The organism is Cupriavidus metallidurans CH34, from assembly GCF_000196015.1.
In the GTDB taxonomy this organism is placed as follows: domain Bacteria; phylum Pseudomonadota; class Gammaproteobacteria; order Burkholderiales; family Burkholderiaceae; genus Cupriavidus; species Cupriavidus metallidurans.
The window spans coordinates 981021-995424 of record NC_007973.1; the positions used below are offsets into that span (position 1 = coordinate 981021).

Here is a 14404-nt window from a genome sequence, read left to right on the forward strand (position 1 = left end):
TGGCGGAAACATAGCACTGGCCCTTTGACGCAATATTCGGCCCATGTGATATGCCCCATCAACGCGCGCATCCGGCGGCGGCCCGGCCGGAGCCGCGCCAGTCCACGGGCCGTCTGGCGGCGATCTACGGGTCTTCCCGTAGATCGTCCGGACGGTGTGCCGGATTTGACCGTTTCGGGGGTGGCTGTCTTACACTATGCGCCGTTCCCATCCCCCACGCCACCCACGCCAAGCCATATGGCGGGCTGGCACCTGCCATGCACGGACGCGACCATCTCGATACATATCTACTGCGGGTGCTTCACACACTGCTGACTGAGCAGAGCGTGACACGTACCGCCGTGCGCCTCGGCCAGTCGCAGCCCGCCATCAGCAACACGCTCAAGCGGCTGCGCGAGATCACCGGGGACGCCATTCTGGTGCGCGGCAAGAGCGGCATGGTGCCCACCGAGCGCGGCCGCGAACTGCTGCTGCTGGCCGAGCAGAGTCTGGCCGCGATGGATCGCATCGCCCGCCCCCCGCAGCAGTTCGATCCCGCCACCACCACGCGGACGTTCCACCTTGGGGCGCCCGACTATCTTGACGCGTTCTTCCTGCCGAATATCGTCGAGCGCGTGCGGCGGCTTGCGCCGGGCGCGAAGCTGTTCGTCCACCCGATGACGCAGTCGACCGACTTTCTGGATGCGCTGGAGCAGGGCCATCTCGATATCGTGGTCGGCAACTGGCTGTCGCCGCCCGAGCATCTGCATATCTCGCCGCTGTTCGATGACGAGGTCGTCTGTATGCTCGGCGCGCAGCACCCGCTGGCGCGTCACGGGCTGACGCTGCGCCACTACCTGGAAATGCCGCATCTGGCGCCGGCGCCGTATGCGTCGATGCAGCGCAGCATGATCGACCAGGCGCTGGCGGAGCAGGGCTACAAGCGGAATATTCAGGTCACGCTGCCGTACTTCGGGCTGGTGCCCTACGTGCTGATGAAGACGGACATGGTGTTCACCACGGGCCGGCAGTTTGCCGCGCATTACGCGCAGTACCTGCCGATCCGCATGGTGCCGTCACCGGTGCAGTTCCCGCGCATGCGCTTCTACCAGCTCTGGCACGAGCGTTGCCATGCGGCGCCGGACGTGATGTGGATGCGGCGGATGATTGCCGAGGTCGCGACGGATCTGCCACAGCTTCCACGGCTGGAGGCCACCGGGGCGGGCTGAGTCCGGCGCCCCCGTGGTTATGCCGGGACTTCCGCGCCGTCCCGGCTTCGGTTGCGTCGCCTGGTTACTTTGCCTTGTAGTCGGGGAAGAAGAGTTGTTCGCCCTCGACCTTGTAGCTGGCAATCGCGTCCTGGCCTTCCTTCGACGTGACCCATTCGACGAACTTCATCGCGTCGGCGTAGTTGATGCCGGGGTGCTTGGCCGGATTCACGGCGATCACGCCGTACGGATTGAACATCTGCGGGTCGCCCTGTAGCACGATGGCCAGGCCGGTCTTCGCTCGATAGGCGCCGTAGGTGGCCCGGTCGGACAGCGTGTAGCCCGGGAGCTGGGCGGCCATCGTCAGCACTTCGCCCATGCCGAGCCCGGCGCTGACGTACCACGGCTGGCCCTTGGGCTCGATGCCAGCCTTCTTCCAGTAGTCCTTCTCCATCACGTCGGTGCCGGAATTGTCGCCGCGCGAGATGAACTTGCTGCCGCTGCCAGCCAGCCTCTTGAATCCGGCGATGACGTCCTTCCCGCCCTTCAGGTTGGCCGGATCGTTCGCGGGGCCGACGACGATGAAGTCGTTGTACATCACGTCCCGACGGTTGACGCCATAGCCGGCCGCGACGAATTCGTCTTCCATCTTGCGTGCGTGCACCAGCAGCACGTCCACGTCGCCCATCTCGCCCATCTTCATGGCCTTGCCCGAGCCGACGGCGATCACCTTCATGTTGATGCCGGTTTTCTGCTCGAACTTCGGCAGCAGGTACTTGAGCAGCCCGGAATTCTCGGTGCTCGTGGTCGTGGCCATTTTCAGGTCGGCGGCATTCGCTGTGCCATATGCTGTGGAGAGCACAACGAATGCCAGCGCGGCCGTGATGGCGGGTGAGGTGCGAAGCCGGCGGATCGGGTGGGGAAGACGGCGATCAGACATGTGCAATTCCTTCTCTTATGTTTTTGGAAACACAATTGCCATAGCGACGATGCTTCATGGAGAATGCGCGAATCGTCGTGGAAACCGAGGCACACGATTGTCGATGAGCCTGTAGACCTCGTAAATATGCAAGGCGAAACATATGACCTTCCGCTTTGACCTGTTCCCGGTCATTGCCGCCGATGACAACCCCCGCGCCAACGGCAAGGTGTTCCAGCTACTCAAGGCCGTGCGTGAAACGGGGTCGCTCCATCGGGCGGCACAGGAAATCGGACTTTCCTATCGTCATGCCTGGGGTGTGATGCGCACTTGGGAGGAGATGCTCGGCCGCTCGATGCTCGACATGGAGCGCGGGCGTGGCGCATCGCTGACGCGCTTCGGCGAACGGTTGCTACGGGCCGAACTGCGACTGCGCGAGACGATCGATCCGGCCGTGCAGAAGGCCATGGCGGATTTCCTGACCGATCTCGATGAGGCCGCGCGGCCTCAGACCGTGCTGCATTTCTCCGGCAGCCACGACCCGGCCGTGGAAACGCTGGCCGCCGCGCTCAGGGAAACGCCGGCGCCACTGCAACTCGATACCGTGTTCTGCGGCAGCGTGGAAGGGCTGGTCTGCCTGCAGGAGCGGCAGTCGGAACTGGCTGGTTTTTATGTCTCGCCGATCCAGATCGCTGGTTCGGTGGCGCATGTGACACTGCGCAAGTGGCTGCGGCCGGCCACGGTGCGGCTGGTGCGGCTGGCGTGGCGCGAGCAGGGCCTGATCGTGGCGCCGGACATGGCGCGCGAGATCCGCGACCTGCGCGATCTGGCTCGCACCGGCGCGCGCTTTATCAACCGCCAGCGGAGTTCGGGCACGCGGATGCTGTTTGATCAATTGCTGGCCACGCAGGGGTTGTATCCAGACCAGATTTCCGGGTACGACGATCCCGAGTTCAGCAATGAGAAGGTCGCCGAAGCAGTGCATTCGGGCCGCGCGCAGGTCGCCTTCGGCCTGCGCATGAACGCTGAAGCGCACGGCCTGGCATTCGTCCCGCTAACCCGCGAGGCCTACTATCTGGCGCTGCGCAAGAACGACCAGACCGCGCCGTGGGTGACCGCGCTGCTGTCGCTGCTTGCCGACCCGGCCTTCGCGCGGCGCATCGAGCAACTTCCGGGATACACGGCGGCGGAACCGGCTGGCATCCTGACGCCGCAGCAGGCGTTGCCCTGGTACGGTCCCGACGGCAAGGAAGGGGCTTGAGCCGGGCCTGAGAGGCGCCTGGGCGCAGGCGTATTACACTCTTCGCAAGTCCGCAGCGACAAATAGCGATAAACCGCGACAAACGCGAGGAGTGCAATGCTGGAAACCGCCGCGCTGGCCGCAGGCATGTCCTGGGCCAGCGGCATTCGTCTCTATCTGGCCGTGCTGACGGCAGGTGTACTGGCCCGTCTGGGCTGGCTCGACCTGCCGCCAGGCCTGCACGTGCTCGAGTCCTGGTGGGTGATCGGCATTGCCGGCGCGATGGCTGCGGCCGAGTTCGTCGCGGACAAGGTGCCGGGCTTCGACACGGTCTGGGATGGCATCCAGACCTTCATCCGCATTCCCGCCGGGGCGATCCTGGCCGCCGCCGCATTCGGCCAGCTCGATCCCCAATGGATGGTGGCGGCCGGCCTGATCGGCGGCACGCTTGCCGGCACCGCCCACGCGACGAAAGCGGGCACGCGGGCATTGATCAATGTGTCGCCCGAACCATTTTCGAACTGGGTGGCCTCATTCACCGAAGACATCACCACGGCCGGCGGGCTGCTGCTGGCGTTCTTCCTGCCCGTGGTATTCCTGATCCTGCTGGTCCTGTTCCTGATCACTGCCGCATGGCTGCTGCCGAAGCTGTGGCGTGGCGTGCGGCGTCTGCACGCCGGGCTGCGCGGCAACGCTGACAACCAGCGCCCCTAGCGCCCCTAGCGTCCCTAGCGCACCGATACACCGATAGATAACCTGAACCGATCGCCGATGTCTGCCGAAACGACCGTCAAAGCTTCTCAGCCGCGTTTTTCCGCCTGGCGGCAAGCCTTGCGCATGGCCCGCCGGGACTGGCTGGCCGGGGAACTGACGCTGCTGTTGTTCGCGCTAGTGCTGGCCGTGGCGGCGCTGACCAGCGTGGGCTTTCTGGCGGACCGGATGCGTCTGGGCCTGGAGCGCGACGCGCGGCAGATGATCGCGGCCGATGTGCTGTTGATTTCCGACCAGCCATTCGACGCGGCCTTCGCCGAGCGGGCGCAGCGTGACGGACTCCGGGTGGCGCAGACCGTCACGTTCCCGAGCATGGCAACGGCGCGCGTGAGAGGCGCGCCCGAGCATGCCGAAGCACCGAGCCAGCTGGCGGCGCTGAAGGCGGTGACCGACGACTATCCGCTGCGCGGCCGGCTCAAGGTGGCCAGTGCCCCGGGCGGCGCCGAGACGGTGGCGGAGGGCATTCCCGCCCCGGGCAAGGTGTGGGTCGACGAAGCGCTGCTGATCGCGCTAGGCCTGCATGTTGGCGACAGCCTGCAACTCGGCAGCAAGACGTTTTATATCGACCGGATTCTCACGCAGGAACTCGATCGTGGCGCGGGCTTCATGAACTTCGCGCCGCGTGTGTTGTTGCCGCTGTCCGACCTTGATGCGACGAAGCTGATCGGCTGGGGCAGCCGTGTGACATACCGCTTGCTCGTTGCGGGCTCCGATGTGGCAGGCGAGGAGTATCGGAAGTGGGCAACCGACGAAATCCAGCGCCGGCATCTGCGCAATACGCGCGTGGAGTCTCTGGAATCGGGACAGCCGCAGATGCGTGCCACGCTTGATCGCGCCGAGCGCTTCCTGTCGCTGGTGGCGGTGCTGTCGGCGATGATCGCGGCAGTGGCCATCGCGATGTCCGCCCGCCGCTACATGCAGCGCCACACCGATGCCTGCGCGGTCTACAAGTGCCTGGGCCTGTCACGCCAGCAGATCCTGACCGCTTTCGCGATCGAATTCGCGCTGCTCGGCCTCGGTGGCGCGGTGGTGGGCGTGGTGCTGGGCTATCTGGCGCACTATGGATTGCTGATGTCGCTCGGTGGGCTGCTGCAGGTGTCGTTGCCGCATCCGTCGGCGGTGCCCGCGCTGATCGGCGTGGCCGCGGGGCTGGTACTGCTGGTGGGCTTTGCATTGCCGCCGCTGCTGGCGCTGACGCGTGTGGCGCCACTGCGTGTGCTGCGACGCGATATCGGCGTGCCTCCCGTGTCCGTCTGGGTGGCCTATGCGCTCGGGCTCGGTGCTTTCGTGGCGCTGCTGCTGGTGGCGGCGCGTGACCTGAAGCTCGGGGTGACCACGGCTGGTGGGTTTGTTGGCGCGGGTATCGCGTTTGCGGTGCTGGCGCTGGGTCTGTTGCTCCTGCTATCTCGTGTGATGCGTGGCCGCGCGCGTGGCAATGTCGGCTGGCGCTTCGCGCTGGCCGTGCTCGAACGCCGCCGTGGCGTCACTGTGCTGCAGACCGTCGCGCTTGCCGTCGGGCTGATGGCGCTGTTGTTGCTGGGTATGACGCGCAACGACCTGATCGATTCTTGGCGCAACGCCACGCCGGCCAATGCGCCGAATCGCTTCATCATCAATATCCAGCCGGATCAGCGCGATCCGCTGCAGGCGATGCTGGCAAAGGATGGCGTGGAAGATCTGCTCTATCCGATGGTGCGCGGCCGCCTGACGCAGATCGGCAGCCGGCCGGTCCAGGCCGAGAGCTACCCGGAGGGACGCGCGCGCAATCTGGTGGAGCGCGAGTTCAACCTGTCGTACATGGACCAGCTTCCCGAAGGCAATCAAGTCACCTCGGGCCGCTGGGACGAAGGTGGCGCGTCGGTGGAAGAGGGCATCGCCAAGACGCTACATATCCAGCTTGGCGACACGTTGCGGTTCGACGTGGCCGGACAGACCGTCGAGGCACCCGTCACGTCGCTGCGTAAGCTCGACTGGGGCTCGATGCGCGTGAATTTCTTCGTGATTCTGCCGACGGCCAAGATGCAGGGTCTGCCCGAGACCTACATCACCGCGTTCCATCTGCCGCCCGCCAAGGCCGCGCTTGGCAATCAGCTTGCCGCTGCATTCCCGAACATCACAGTGGTGAACACCGACTTGATCCTGCGGCAGATCCAGCAGGTTCTGGACCAGGTAATCGCCGCCGTGGAGTTTCTGTTCGTCTTCACGCTGCTGGCCGGCGTGACCGTGCTCTATGCGGCGCTATCCGGCGCGCGTGACGAGCGCAAGCGCGATGCCGGGCTACTCAAGGCGCTGGGTGCGTCGGCGGCGCTGGTACGACAGACCCAGTACGCGGAATTCCTCGTGGTCGGCGGACTGGCGGGGCTGCTGGCCAGCGTCGGCGCTATCGGGGTGGGTTGGGGCCTGTCGCAGTACGTGTTCGATTTCCCGTACCGATTCAACATCTGGATCGTACCGGTCGGCGTGGTTTCTGGCATGATCTGCGCTTTTGCGGGCGGCTGGCTCGGATTGCGCGAGGTATTGCGGCAACCGGCGCTGGCGACGCTGCGCGACGTCTGATTTCCCTGTATCGCCATGAGCACCGAATCCACCAACCCGCCCGACGGGCAGTCCAACCAGCCCGAGGAGCAGCGGGAACAGATTACCGCGTACGAACTGATCGGCGGCGAGGCGCGCGTGCGCGAACTGGTTGATCGTTTCTACGACCTGATGGACCTGGAGACGGAGTTCGCCGGCCTGCGCGCGCTGCATCCGCCCTCGCTGGAGGGTTCGCGCGACAAGCTGTTCTGGTTCCTGTGTGGTTGGCTGGGCGGGCCGAACTACTTTATCGAGCGCTTCGGCCATCCCCGTCTGCGCGCGCGCCATTTGCCGTTCGAGATTGGCACCAGCGAGCGTGACCAGTGGATGCGTTGCATGGCACTGGCGATGCAGGACGTGGGGCTGTCGGAAGATCTGCAGATGCGGCTGATGCAGGCGCTTTTCCAGACTGCGGACTGGATGCGCAATGTCCAGCGATAACCGGATGCCGGCGGCCGCGCAGGCCGTGCTCGATTTCTGGTTCGGCTTGCCAGGTGCGCCGGAATGGAACATTTCGCGGCGCGAATGGTTCACCAAGTGCGTGAGCTTCGATACCACGGTCCGGGCGCGCTTCCTGTCGTACTGGCAGGCCGCGCATGACGGAGCCGAGGACGACTGGTTCGTGACGCCGGAGGGCGCTTGCGCCCGGATCGTGCTACTCGACCAGTTCCCGCGCAATATGTTTCGCGGCGATCCACGCAGCTTCGCCACCGATGGCAAGGCACTCGCGGCGGCCCGCCGGATGCTGGACCTCGGTTGGGGCCGCCAGTTGCCCACGCCGTGGCACCGCATGTTCTGCTACTTGCCGTTCGAGCATGCGGAATCGCTGGATGCGCAGGACATCGCGGTGCGGGAAATGATGGCCCTGCGCGACGACAGTGGCGGGAAAGTCGATGTGGTGGAGTGGGCCGAGAAGCATCGCGACGTCATCGCGCGCTTCGGCCGCTTCCCGCACCGCAACGCCGTGCTGGGCCGGGTGAATTCGGATGCGGAAGCCGCGTATCTGAAACAGCCGGGCTCGTCATTCTGAGCATCGACGCGTAGGTGCGGTTCTCGCCGCACGCCCGGGGGAGGCCTCGGACGCTATGCTTATAATCGCAACTCTGCCGATACAAAGTCGTTCCAACGCCCATGGAAGCCAAACCGCAAGCCGGTCCCCGTCGTACCCGGGATCGCATTCTCGACGTCTCGCTGCGCCTGTTCAATGAACTTGGCGAGCCCAACGTCACCACGACGACGATTGCGGAAGCCATGGAAATCAGTCCTGGCAATCTCTACTACCACTTCCGCAACAAGGACGACATCATCAATTCCATCTTCGTGCGCTTCGAGCAGGAGATGGAGCGTCGCCTCAAAATGCCGGAAGACCACAAGGCCACATTGGGGGAGAGCTGGGGCTATCTGCAGTACATGTCCGAGTTTCTGTGGAACTACCGTTTCCTGTATCGCGACATCAACGACCTGCTGGCGCGCAACCGGATGCTGGAGACCAACTTCAAGCGCATCGTCGATCAGAAGAAGCGCTTCGCGCTCGAGATCTGCCGCCAGTTCCAGGAAGATGGCGACATGGACGCCACGCCGGAACAGGTGGACGCGATCTGCACCAACATTGTCGTGATCGCCACGTACTGGCTGTCGTTCCAGTTCGTGCAGCACCCGCGCCAGTACAACGACCCCGAACAGATTCGCGGCTATCTGCATGGGTCGAGCTATCACATCTTCTCGATTCTCGCGCCGTACCTGCGTGGCAAGGCGCGCGAGGCATTCGACCAGCTTGCGCGCGAGTACGCGGCGGAGAAGGCCGCAGCGGATGCCGCAAAGCTTGAAAAGGACAGAAAGTGAAGTCGGTTTGTGTTTATTGCGGGTCGAGCCCAGGTTTTCGACCCGAGTACGCGGAAGCAGCGCGAGCGCTTGGGCAAGCCATGGCGGAGCGGGGTCTGGCCCTGGTCTATGGCGGGGGCAATGTGGGCCTGATGGGCATCGTGGCCGATAGCGTTATGGCGCACGGCGGTGCCGCCATCGGCATCATTCCAGAAGCGCTGATGCAGAAGGAGGTCGGCCATCGAGGCCTGACCGAGCTTCACATCGTGCGCAACATGCACGAGCGCAAGCAGATGATGGCGGATCGCGCCGATGCGTTCATCGCCATGCCCGGCGGCGTGGGCACGTTCGAAGAGCTGTTTGAAACGTTCACGTGGGCGCAGCTCGGCTACCACGACAAGCCTGTTGGCCTGCTCAACGTGGCGGGGTTCTACGACGGCATGCTCGGGTTTCTGAATCACGCCGTAAGCGAGGGCTTCCTGAAGCAGGTTCATGCGGACATGCTGCACGTGTCCACCGAGCCGGAGGATATGCTCGCCCGCCTGGCGGCGGCGCCGCGTGTGCACGTCGACAAGTGGCAGGAAGGCCGCGAGAAGGCCTGACCCTCCGCTCCCGGGATGCTGGGCGACTGGGCGACTGGGCGGTTGGCCGATCTGGCTGATCAGTTGAACAGCATCCCCACCCACCGCACCACGTGCGGTCCCGCGATGGCGGCCCACGTGCCGCCACAGAGGATCAACGCCAGCATCACCGCCGCGCTGCCGAAGTCCTTGGCGCGTTTGGACAGGCTGTGCCGTTCCAGCGAGATCCGGTCGATCGCGGCTTCCACGCTCGAGTTGAGCAGTTCCACGATCAGCACCAGCAGCAGCGTGCCCAGCAGCATCACGCGTTCGACGACCGTTGCCGGAATGATGAACGCGCACGGCGTGAGGATCACCACCAGCGTCAGTTCCTGACGGAACGCGCTTTCTTCCAGAATCGCATAGCGCAACCCCGATGCCGAGTTGATTGCCGCGTGCCAGGCGCGCGTCAGCCCCCGATTTCCTTTGTGTGGATTGCTGGCGATCGAATACTCGGACTCGACTTCAGCCGCCATGTGAGCGGCCGTCGGCCGGTGCAGCGACGGATCGGGCGGTAGCGTGTGATGAGGCTTGGCCATGATCTGGGGCGACTGGGGGCGCTGAATTGTCGGTTCCGCCCGTGCCTGTTGGCAGCGGACGCAAATGGGTGAGGAACTGCTCGGATGCGGCGCGCCACGAGAACTTCTCCGCGTGGGCACGTGCCGTTGCGCGGTCGATGCGCAGGGCTTCCAGGCAGGCCTCTCTCAGGTCTTCGTGCATCACGCCGGCCGGGCTGTTGCCGAGCACGTCGATCGGCCCGGTGACAGGGTAGGCCGCCACCGGCAGCCCGCTTGCCAATGCTTCGAGCAGGACCAGTCCGAACGTATCGGTGCGGCTCGGAAACACGAAGACATCTGCTGAAGCATACACCTTTGCCAACTCGGGCTGCTTGAGTACGCCGAGGTAGTTCGCTGACGGATAGCGCGCCTTAAGGCCGGCCAGCGCGGGGCCGTCGCCCACCACCCACTTCGAACCCGGCAGGTCGAGCTGCAGGAATGCCTCGACGTTCTTTTCCACCGCCACGCGGCCCACGTAGAGGAAGATCGGATGCGCGGTGTTCAGGACGTTCGCCCGTTGCGCGGTGAAAACATCGAGATCGACGCCGCGCGTCCACAGTACGCCGTTCGTGATGCCGTAATCCTGCAGATCCTTGAGCACCACGGGCGTCGGCGCCATCACTGCGCGCGCGGAGCCATGGAACCAGCGCAGAAAGCGGTAGGTCCACGCCAGCGGAATGCCGAAGCGCGCCTGCACATACTCCGGAAAGCGCGTGTGATAGGCCGTGGTGAACGGCAGGTCGTGCTGCATCGCGTAGCGGCGCGCGGCCAGGCCAAGTGGCCCTTCGGTGGCGATATGGAGTGCGTCGGGACGGAACGTGTCGATGCGCCGGCGCACCTTGCCCGAGGGCAGCAGCGACAGCCGGATCTCGGGATAGGTCGGGCAGGGGATCGTCTGGAATTCGAGCGGCGTGATCAGGTCCACGGTGTGACCCATGGCTTCGAGCTCGCGGCGGGTGGATTTCAGCGTGCGCACCACGCCGTTGACCTGTGGTTCCCAGGCGTCGGTGACAATCAGGACTCTCATCGAATCTCCTTGCTCAGGTGCGTTGTTGTTGTGACGAGCGGGCATCGCGCGCCATCCATGCAAAGGCGCGACTGCCGGGGGCGGGTGGTAAGGCAAGGATCAGGCAGCCAATTCGGCCGTGCGACGACGGCGGCGGCCTGCGGGGATCGGTGAATCGAGCAGCGTGGTCCAGTAGACGATCTTCAGTTCGCCTTCCATGGTCTCCACGAGGGCGGACAGGCTTTCCACCCAATCACCGTCGTTGCAGTAGAGCTGGCCATCGACATCGCGGATCTCGGCCTTGTGGATGTGGCCGCAGACCACGCCGTCGCAACCGCGCCGGCGGGCTTCGTCGACCATCGCGTGCTCGAACGAGTTGATGTAGCTCACCGCGTTCTTGACCTGATGCTTCAGGTATTGCGAGATCGACCAGTAATCAAACCCGAGCCGCGCACGCACGCGGTTGAAGTGGCGGTTCAGCGCGAGGATCATCGTGTACGCCGAATCGCCCAGGTAGGCCAGCCACTTCGCGTGTTGCACCACGCCGTCGAACAGGTCGCCATGCACGACCCACAGGCGTTTGCCGGTGGCGGTCACGTGGACCGCGTCTTCGCGCACCGTGATATCGCCGAATGCCATGCCGTCGAACTGGCGCGCCACTTCGTCGTGATTGCCCGGCACGTAGATGACGTCGGTGCCCTTGCGTGCCTTGCGCAGCAGCTTCTGCACGACATCGTTGTGGCTCCGAGGCCAGTACCAGCCACGACGAAGCTGCCAGCCGTCGATGATGTCGCCGACGAGATAGAGCACGTCAGATTCGTTGTGTTTGAGGAAGTCGAGCAGGTATGTAGCCTGGCAACCCGGCGTGCCCAAATGGATGTCGGACAGCCAGATCGCGCGGTAGCGGTGCGTGGGATGTTCCACGGGCGGCGTGGGTGTGGAACTGGGTTCGTTGGGGGCGCGTTGGGTGTCTCGGGACGGATCGCTGATGTCGCCGGTGTTGCTAGTGTTGCGGGAAGACGCGGCGGTCAGGTCGGCCGGTGTCGGCATGAATGCCGCGAGCGCGGCTGACAGCGGTAGCGTGGCGTCAGGCTTGCCGCGCAGTCGCAGCGCGACATTCGTCAGACGTCCGCGGGCGAATCGGATGGATGGAATCATGGCGGCCCCGGTATCGGCGATGGCTGCATTGAGCCAGTGCGCCATGACGGAGCCGTGACGGAAACATGAATGTCACATGAACCTTGCCGAGGCGTTTCCGTGGGGCAACGATAGGGCTGAGTCCGATGTCGCAGCGGGTTGTTTTCGCAGTGTCGCGAGGCCATCCAGCGTGGCCTGCACCGCGCGTGGATCGCGCAGCAGCGAGACGTGCCCGATCCCGCTCAATGGGATATGGCGCGCGCCCTCGAGCCAGGCCGTGTCGGCGGGGCCCGCGATCGAGTCGTGCCAGCTGAAGACCGAGATCATGCGACCGCGCATCGCGGGGCTCTCCGCCTCGGCCAGGTTCGTCAGCCATGGGCTGGCCCAACGCATCTGACGGGCGTTCGTTCCAGCGCCGAAGGTGGCCAGCGGGCAGCCGCGATGCGGGCTGCCAAGCGTCACGATGCCGGCGCATGGCACGGATTCTCCTGCTGCATCGGCCATTACCTGTGCCGCGCGGGCTGCCAGCCCGCCCATGCTGTGGCAGACCAACAGCGGGGGGTGGCCGGTGCGCGCACGGAGGTCGCGCATTCGTGCGAGCAGGGCGGCGGCGTAGTCGTCGATATCGCCGAGCACCGGCGTCAGGTCGATGCCCTCGCAACGGTAGCCGGCGCCGGCGAGCGCAGGAGCCAGGTCGAGCCAGACCGCGTGATTGCAGCCATAGCCGTGGACCAGTAACACAGTGGGGGTATCAGGTAGCGGATCGGTTGGCTGCGCGAATGTCAGCCGCGAACGGAATGGCTGCAACCAGTCGAACATCCGCAGGATCGCGCGGCACTCGGCCAGGTAGCACGACATCGCGTGGCGCCAGCTCAGCGGCCCTGGGGCAGGAATGTCGTCAGGCCGCTGCGGCCGGGCCGAATCGGGAATGGCGAGCCCGGCCCGGGTCACTAGAAAGGCGATCGCGACGCCGATGCCGAAGGCGACCAATGCGCCCGCGATGCTGGCCAGAAGCGCTGCAGGCCAGGACCAGTCCGCCCCGGCGGCTAGTGCCGCCGCGAGCCCGCCGACTGCTGCCGCCTGCACGACGACAGCGATGCGGCGCAGCGCGGCGGCCGTCAGGCTCATGGTTTCGATGCGGGCCGCAGGTCGACTAGCCGGGTGCCGGCCAGACGGTCATGAAGAAACTGCCGGCGCGGGTCGAGCCAGGCCAACGAGATCCAGATCAGCAGGCCAATCGCCAGTACGCCAATGAACGGACCCTTGGTCAGCCCGAGCGCATGGCCGACCGTGGCGGCCGGAGGCAGCCACAGCCATGCCAGTGCGAAGCGAAACAGGCTTTGCGGCCACCGGGGCGGGGTACCGGCCGCTGTTTCGAGCCGGATGCGCCAGGTCTGCATGGCCAGGGTCTGGCCGTTCCGCTGCCAGAACCAGGAGAAATAGAAGGCCAGGACGAGGAACATCCAGGCCTGATCGACGTATGGGCGGTCGAGCCCGACCTGTTGCAACAACGGCCGTGCAAGGATGTACACCGCGCTGGCGGCCATTAGCACGCCGAACAGCAATACGCCTTCGTAGAGCATGCAAAGCAGGCGGCGGCGCAGCGGCGGTGTGCGCGGCATCGAATTGGAAGCGGGCTGGGGAGAAATGGCAGGCGTGGCAGCTGGCATGGCGCAAGGCGTGAGCGATAAGCGGCCATTATGCCAAACACGTCGAGCGCGACGGCTCAGGCGCGGTCTGGCGGTCAGCGCGAGACGGCTGGCCGTTACTGGCGCGGGGTGTCGGTGGTGTCGAAGGTGGTGGCCGCTTCGCCGGTCACGGGAGGCGAAAGCGCGGGCGGGGTCGCCGGCGCGGGTGTCGTGGCGGCGGGCGCGGTGGGGGCGGAAGCCGCGGCGACCGCCGCAGCCGATGCCGACGACGGCGCCGGGGTAGCCTGGGCCGCGGATGCCGGGCCGGCTACGGCTGCCGCGCCGCTGGCGGCCTTTTTCTCAGGTCGGAGCTGTCGGCTGGTATCGGCCGGCGGGCGCTTGCCCGATGGCAGCGCGCTCACGGTCCCGGGCCGGCGCGGCACCTTCTCGGCTGCGGCCAGCTTCTTTTTCTGTTCTTCCGGAAGCTGCTGGTACCGATCCCACGCCTCTGCCTTCGTCTCAGGCGGCAGCGTGCGCGTGATCTGGTAATTTTCGCGAGCCAGGCGGCGTTGCTGCGGGGTCAGCTTGACCCATTCGGTCATCCGCTCCTGCAGGCGTTTCTGTTCCTCGGGCTTGAGCTTCGGATAGCGTTCGGCGATGCGTTCCCACTTGTGCCGATTCAGTTCCGGTAGTGTTTCCCAGATCGGCTGGAGTGGAGCGAGCGCCTGCTGGTGCGCGGGCGACAGCTCGAGCCAGGTCGGGTGTGCATTGGTGATCGGATGCGGCGCGGCCGGCTGGCTGGCGGCAGGGTTCTGCGCTTGCACCGCCGATGTGGCAAAGCCGCCGCAGAGCGCAGCGACAAGTGCAGCGACGGCGGGGCCGGCAGCCCATAGTCTGGCAACCCGGCGGTGAAAGGCGTCGGCGAGGTGTCTTGCGCGGGCCAT

The 14404-nt window shown here is 65.5% G+C and carries 15 protein-coding genes; 8 read left to right on the forward strand and 7 right to left on the reverse strand.

All coding sequences use genetic code 11. The features are described from left to right. Nucleotides 1–257: 257 nt before the first annotated feature. Entirely contained in the window at nucleotides 258–1208 is a 951-nt protein-coding gene (locus tag RMET_RS04505) for a LysR substrate-binding domain-containing protein (RefSeq protein WP_011515720.1), read from the forward strand. A 64-nt stretch (nucleotides 1209–1272) separates the two neighbouring features. Here the strand turns inward: RMET_RS04505 and RMET_RS04510 are convergent, their stop codons facing one another. Beyond that, nucleotides 1273–2127 carry an ABC transporter substrate-binding protein gene (locus RMET_RS04510; protein ID WP_011515721.1) on the reverse strand — a complete coding sequence of 285 codons (855 nt, stop codon included), beginning with the start codon at nucleotides 2125–2127 and terminating at the stop codon, nucleotides 1273–1275. A gap of 142 nt (nucleotides 2128–2269) precedes the next feature. On the opposite strand from RMET_RS04510, the gene RMET_RS04515 reads away from it, so the two are divergent. The 7 genes from RMET_RS04515 to RMET_RS04545 all read left to right on the forward strand — a co-directional run bounded on the left by RMET_RS04515 (nucleotide 2270) and on the right by RMET_RS04545 (nucleotide 9114). Continuing rightward, nucleotides 2270–3367 (forward strand): substrate-binding domain-containing protein, encoded by a 1098-nt coding sequence (locus RMET_RS04515; RefSeq protein ID WP_011515722.1) that lies wholly within the window; start codon nucleotides 2270–2272, stop codon nucleotides 3365–3367. A 96-nt stretch (nucleotides 3368–3463) separates the two neighbouring features. After that, complete coding sequence (locus RMET_RS04520; RefSeq protein ID WP_011515723.1) at nucleotides 3464–4060, forward strand: DUF4126 domain-containing protein; 597 nt, start codon at nucleotides 3464–3466, stop codon at nucleotides 4058–4060. 57 nt (nucleotides 4061–4117) lie between these two features. After that, nucleotides 4118–6673 carry an ABC transporter permease gene (locus RMET_RS04525; RefSeq protein WP_011515724.1) on the forward strand — a complete coding sequence of 852 codons (2556 nt, stop codon included), beginning with the start codon at nucleotides 4118–4120 and terminating at the stop codon, nucleotides 6671–6673. 15 nt (nucleotides 6674–6688) lie between these two features. After that, entirely contained in the window at nucleotides 6689–7132 is a 444-nt protein-coding gene (locus tag RMET_RS04530; protein WP_011515725.1) for a group II truncated hemoglobin, read from the forward strand. Beyond that, nucleotides 7119–7721 carry a DUF924 family protein gene (locus RMET_RS04535; protein WP_011515726.1) on the forward strand — a complete coding sequence of 201 codons (603 nt, stop codon included), beginning with the start codon at nucleotides 7119–7121 and terminating at the stop codon, nucleotides 7719–7721. The genes RMET_RS04530 and RMET_RS04535 overlap by 14 nt, the downstream gene beginning before the upstream one ends. 101 nt (nucleotides 7722–7822) lie before the next feature. After that, the gene (locus RMET_RS04540; protein WP_011515727.1) at nucleotides 7823–8533 is read left to right on the forward strand and encodes a TetR/AcrR family transcriptional regulator; all 711 of its coding nucleotides are present in this window, start codon (nucleotides 7823–7825) and stop codon (nucleotides 8531–8533) included. Further along, nucleotides 8530–9114 (forward strand): LOG family protein, encoded by a 585-nt coding sequence (locus tag RMET_RS04545; RefSeq protein WP_011515728.1) that lies wholly within the window; start codon nucleotides 8530–8532, stop codon nucleotides 9112–9114. Before RMET_RS04540 ends, RMET_RS04545 begins: the two co-directional genes overlap by 4 nt. Before the next feature lie 59 nt (nucleotides 9115–9173). Here RMET_RS04545 and RMET_RS04550 read toward each other — a convergent pair whose 3' ends face one another. From RMET_RS04550 to RMET_RS04575, 6 genes are all read right to left on the reverse strand, one after another. After that, the gene (locus RMET_RS04550; RefSeq protein WP_080672710.1) at nucleotides 9174–9671 is read right to left on the reverse strand and encodes a diacylglycerol kinase; all 498 of its coding nucleotides are present in this window, start codon (nucleotides 9669–9671) and stop codon (nucleotides 9174–9176) included. After that, on the reverse strand, nucleotides 9598–10716 hold the full coding sequence (locus RMET_RS04555; RefSeq protein WP_011515730.1) for a glycosyltransferase family 4 protein: 1119 nt from the start codon (nucleotides 10714–10716) through the stop codon (nucleotides 9598–9600). The genes RMET_RS04550 and RMET_RS04555 overlap by 74 nt, the downstream gene beginning before the upstream one ends. Nucleotides 10717–10815: 99 nt before the next feature. Continuing rightward, nucleotides 10816–11853 (reverse strand): UDP-2,3-diacylglucosamine diphosphatase, encoded by a 1038-nt coding sequence (locus tag RMET_RS04560; protein ID WP_029308259.1) that lies wholly within the window; start codon nucleotides 11851–11853, stop codon nucleotides 10816–10818. 72 nt (nucleotides 11854–11925) lie between these two features. Beyond that, nucleotides 11926–12960: an esterase/lipase family protein gene (locus tag RMET_RS04565; protein WP_011515732.1), complete on the reverse strand. Its 1035-nt coding sequence runs from the start codon at nucleotides 12958–12960 to the stop codon at nucleotides 11926–11928. After that, entirely contained in the window at nucleotides 12957–13502 is a 546-nt protein-coding gene (locus RMET_RS04570; protein WP_011515733.1) for an RDD family protein, read from the reverse strand. Before RMET_RS04570 ends, RMET_RS04565 begins: the two co-directional genes overlap by 4 nt. Before the next feature lie 95 nt (nucleotides 13503–13597). Then, the gene (locus RMET_RS04575) at nucleotides 13598–14404 is read right to left on the reverse strand and encodes a DUF3106 domain-containing protein (RefSeq protein WP_011515734.1); all 807 of its coding nucleotides are present in this window, start codon (nucleotides 14402–14404) and stop codon (nucleotides 13598–13600) included.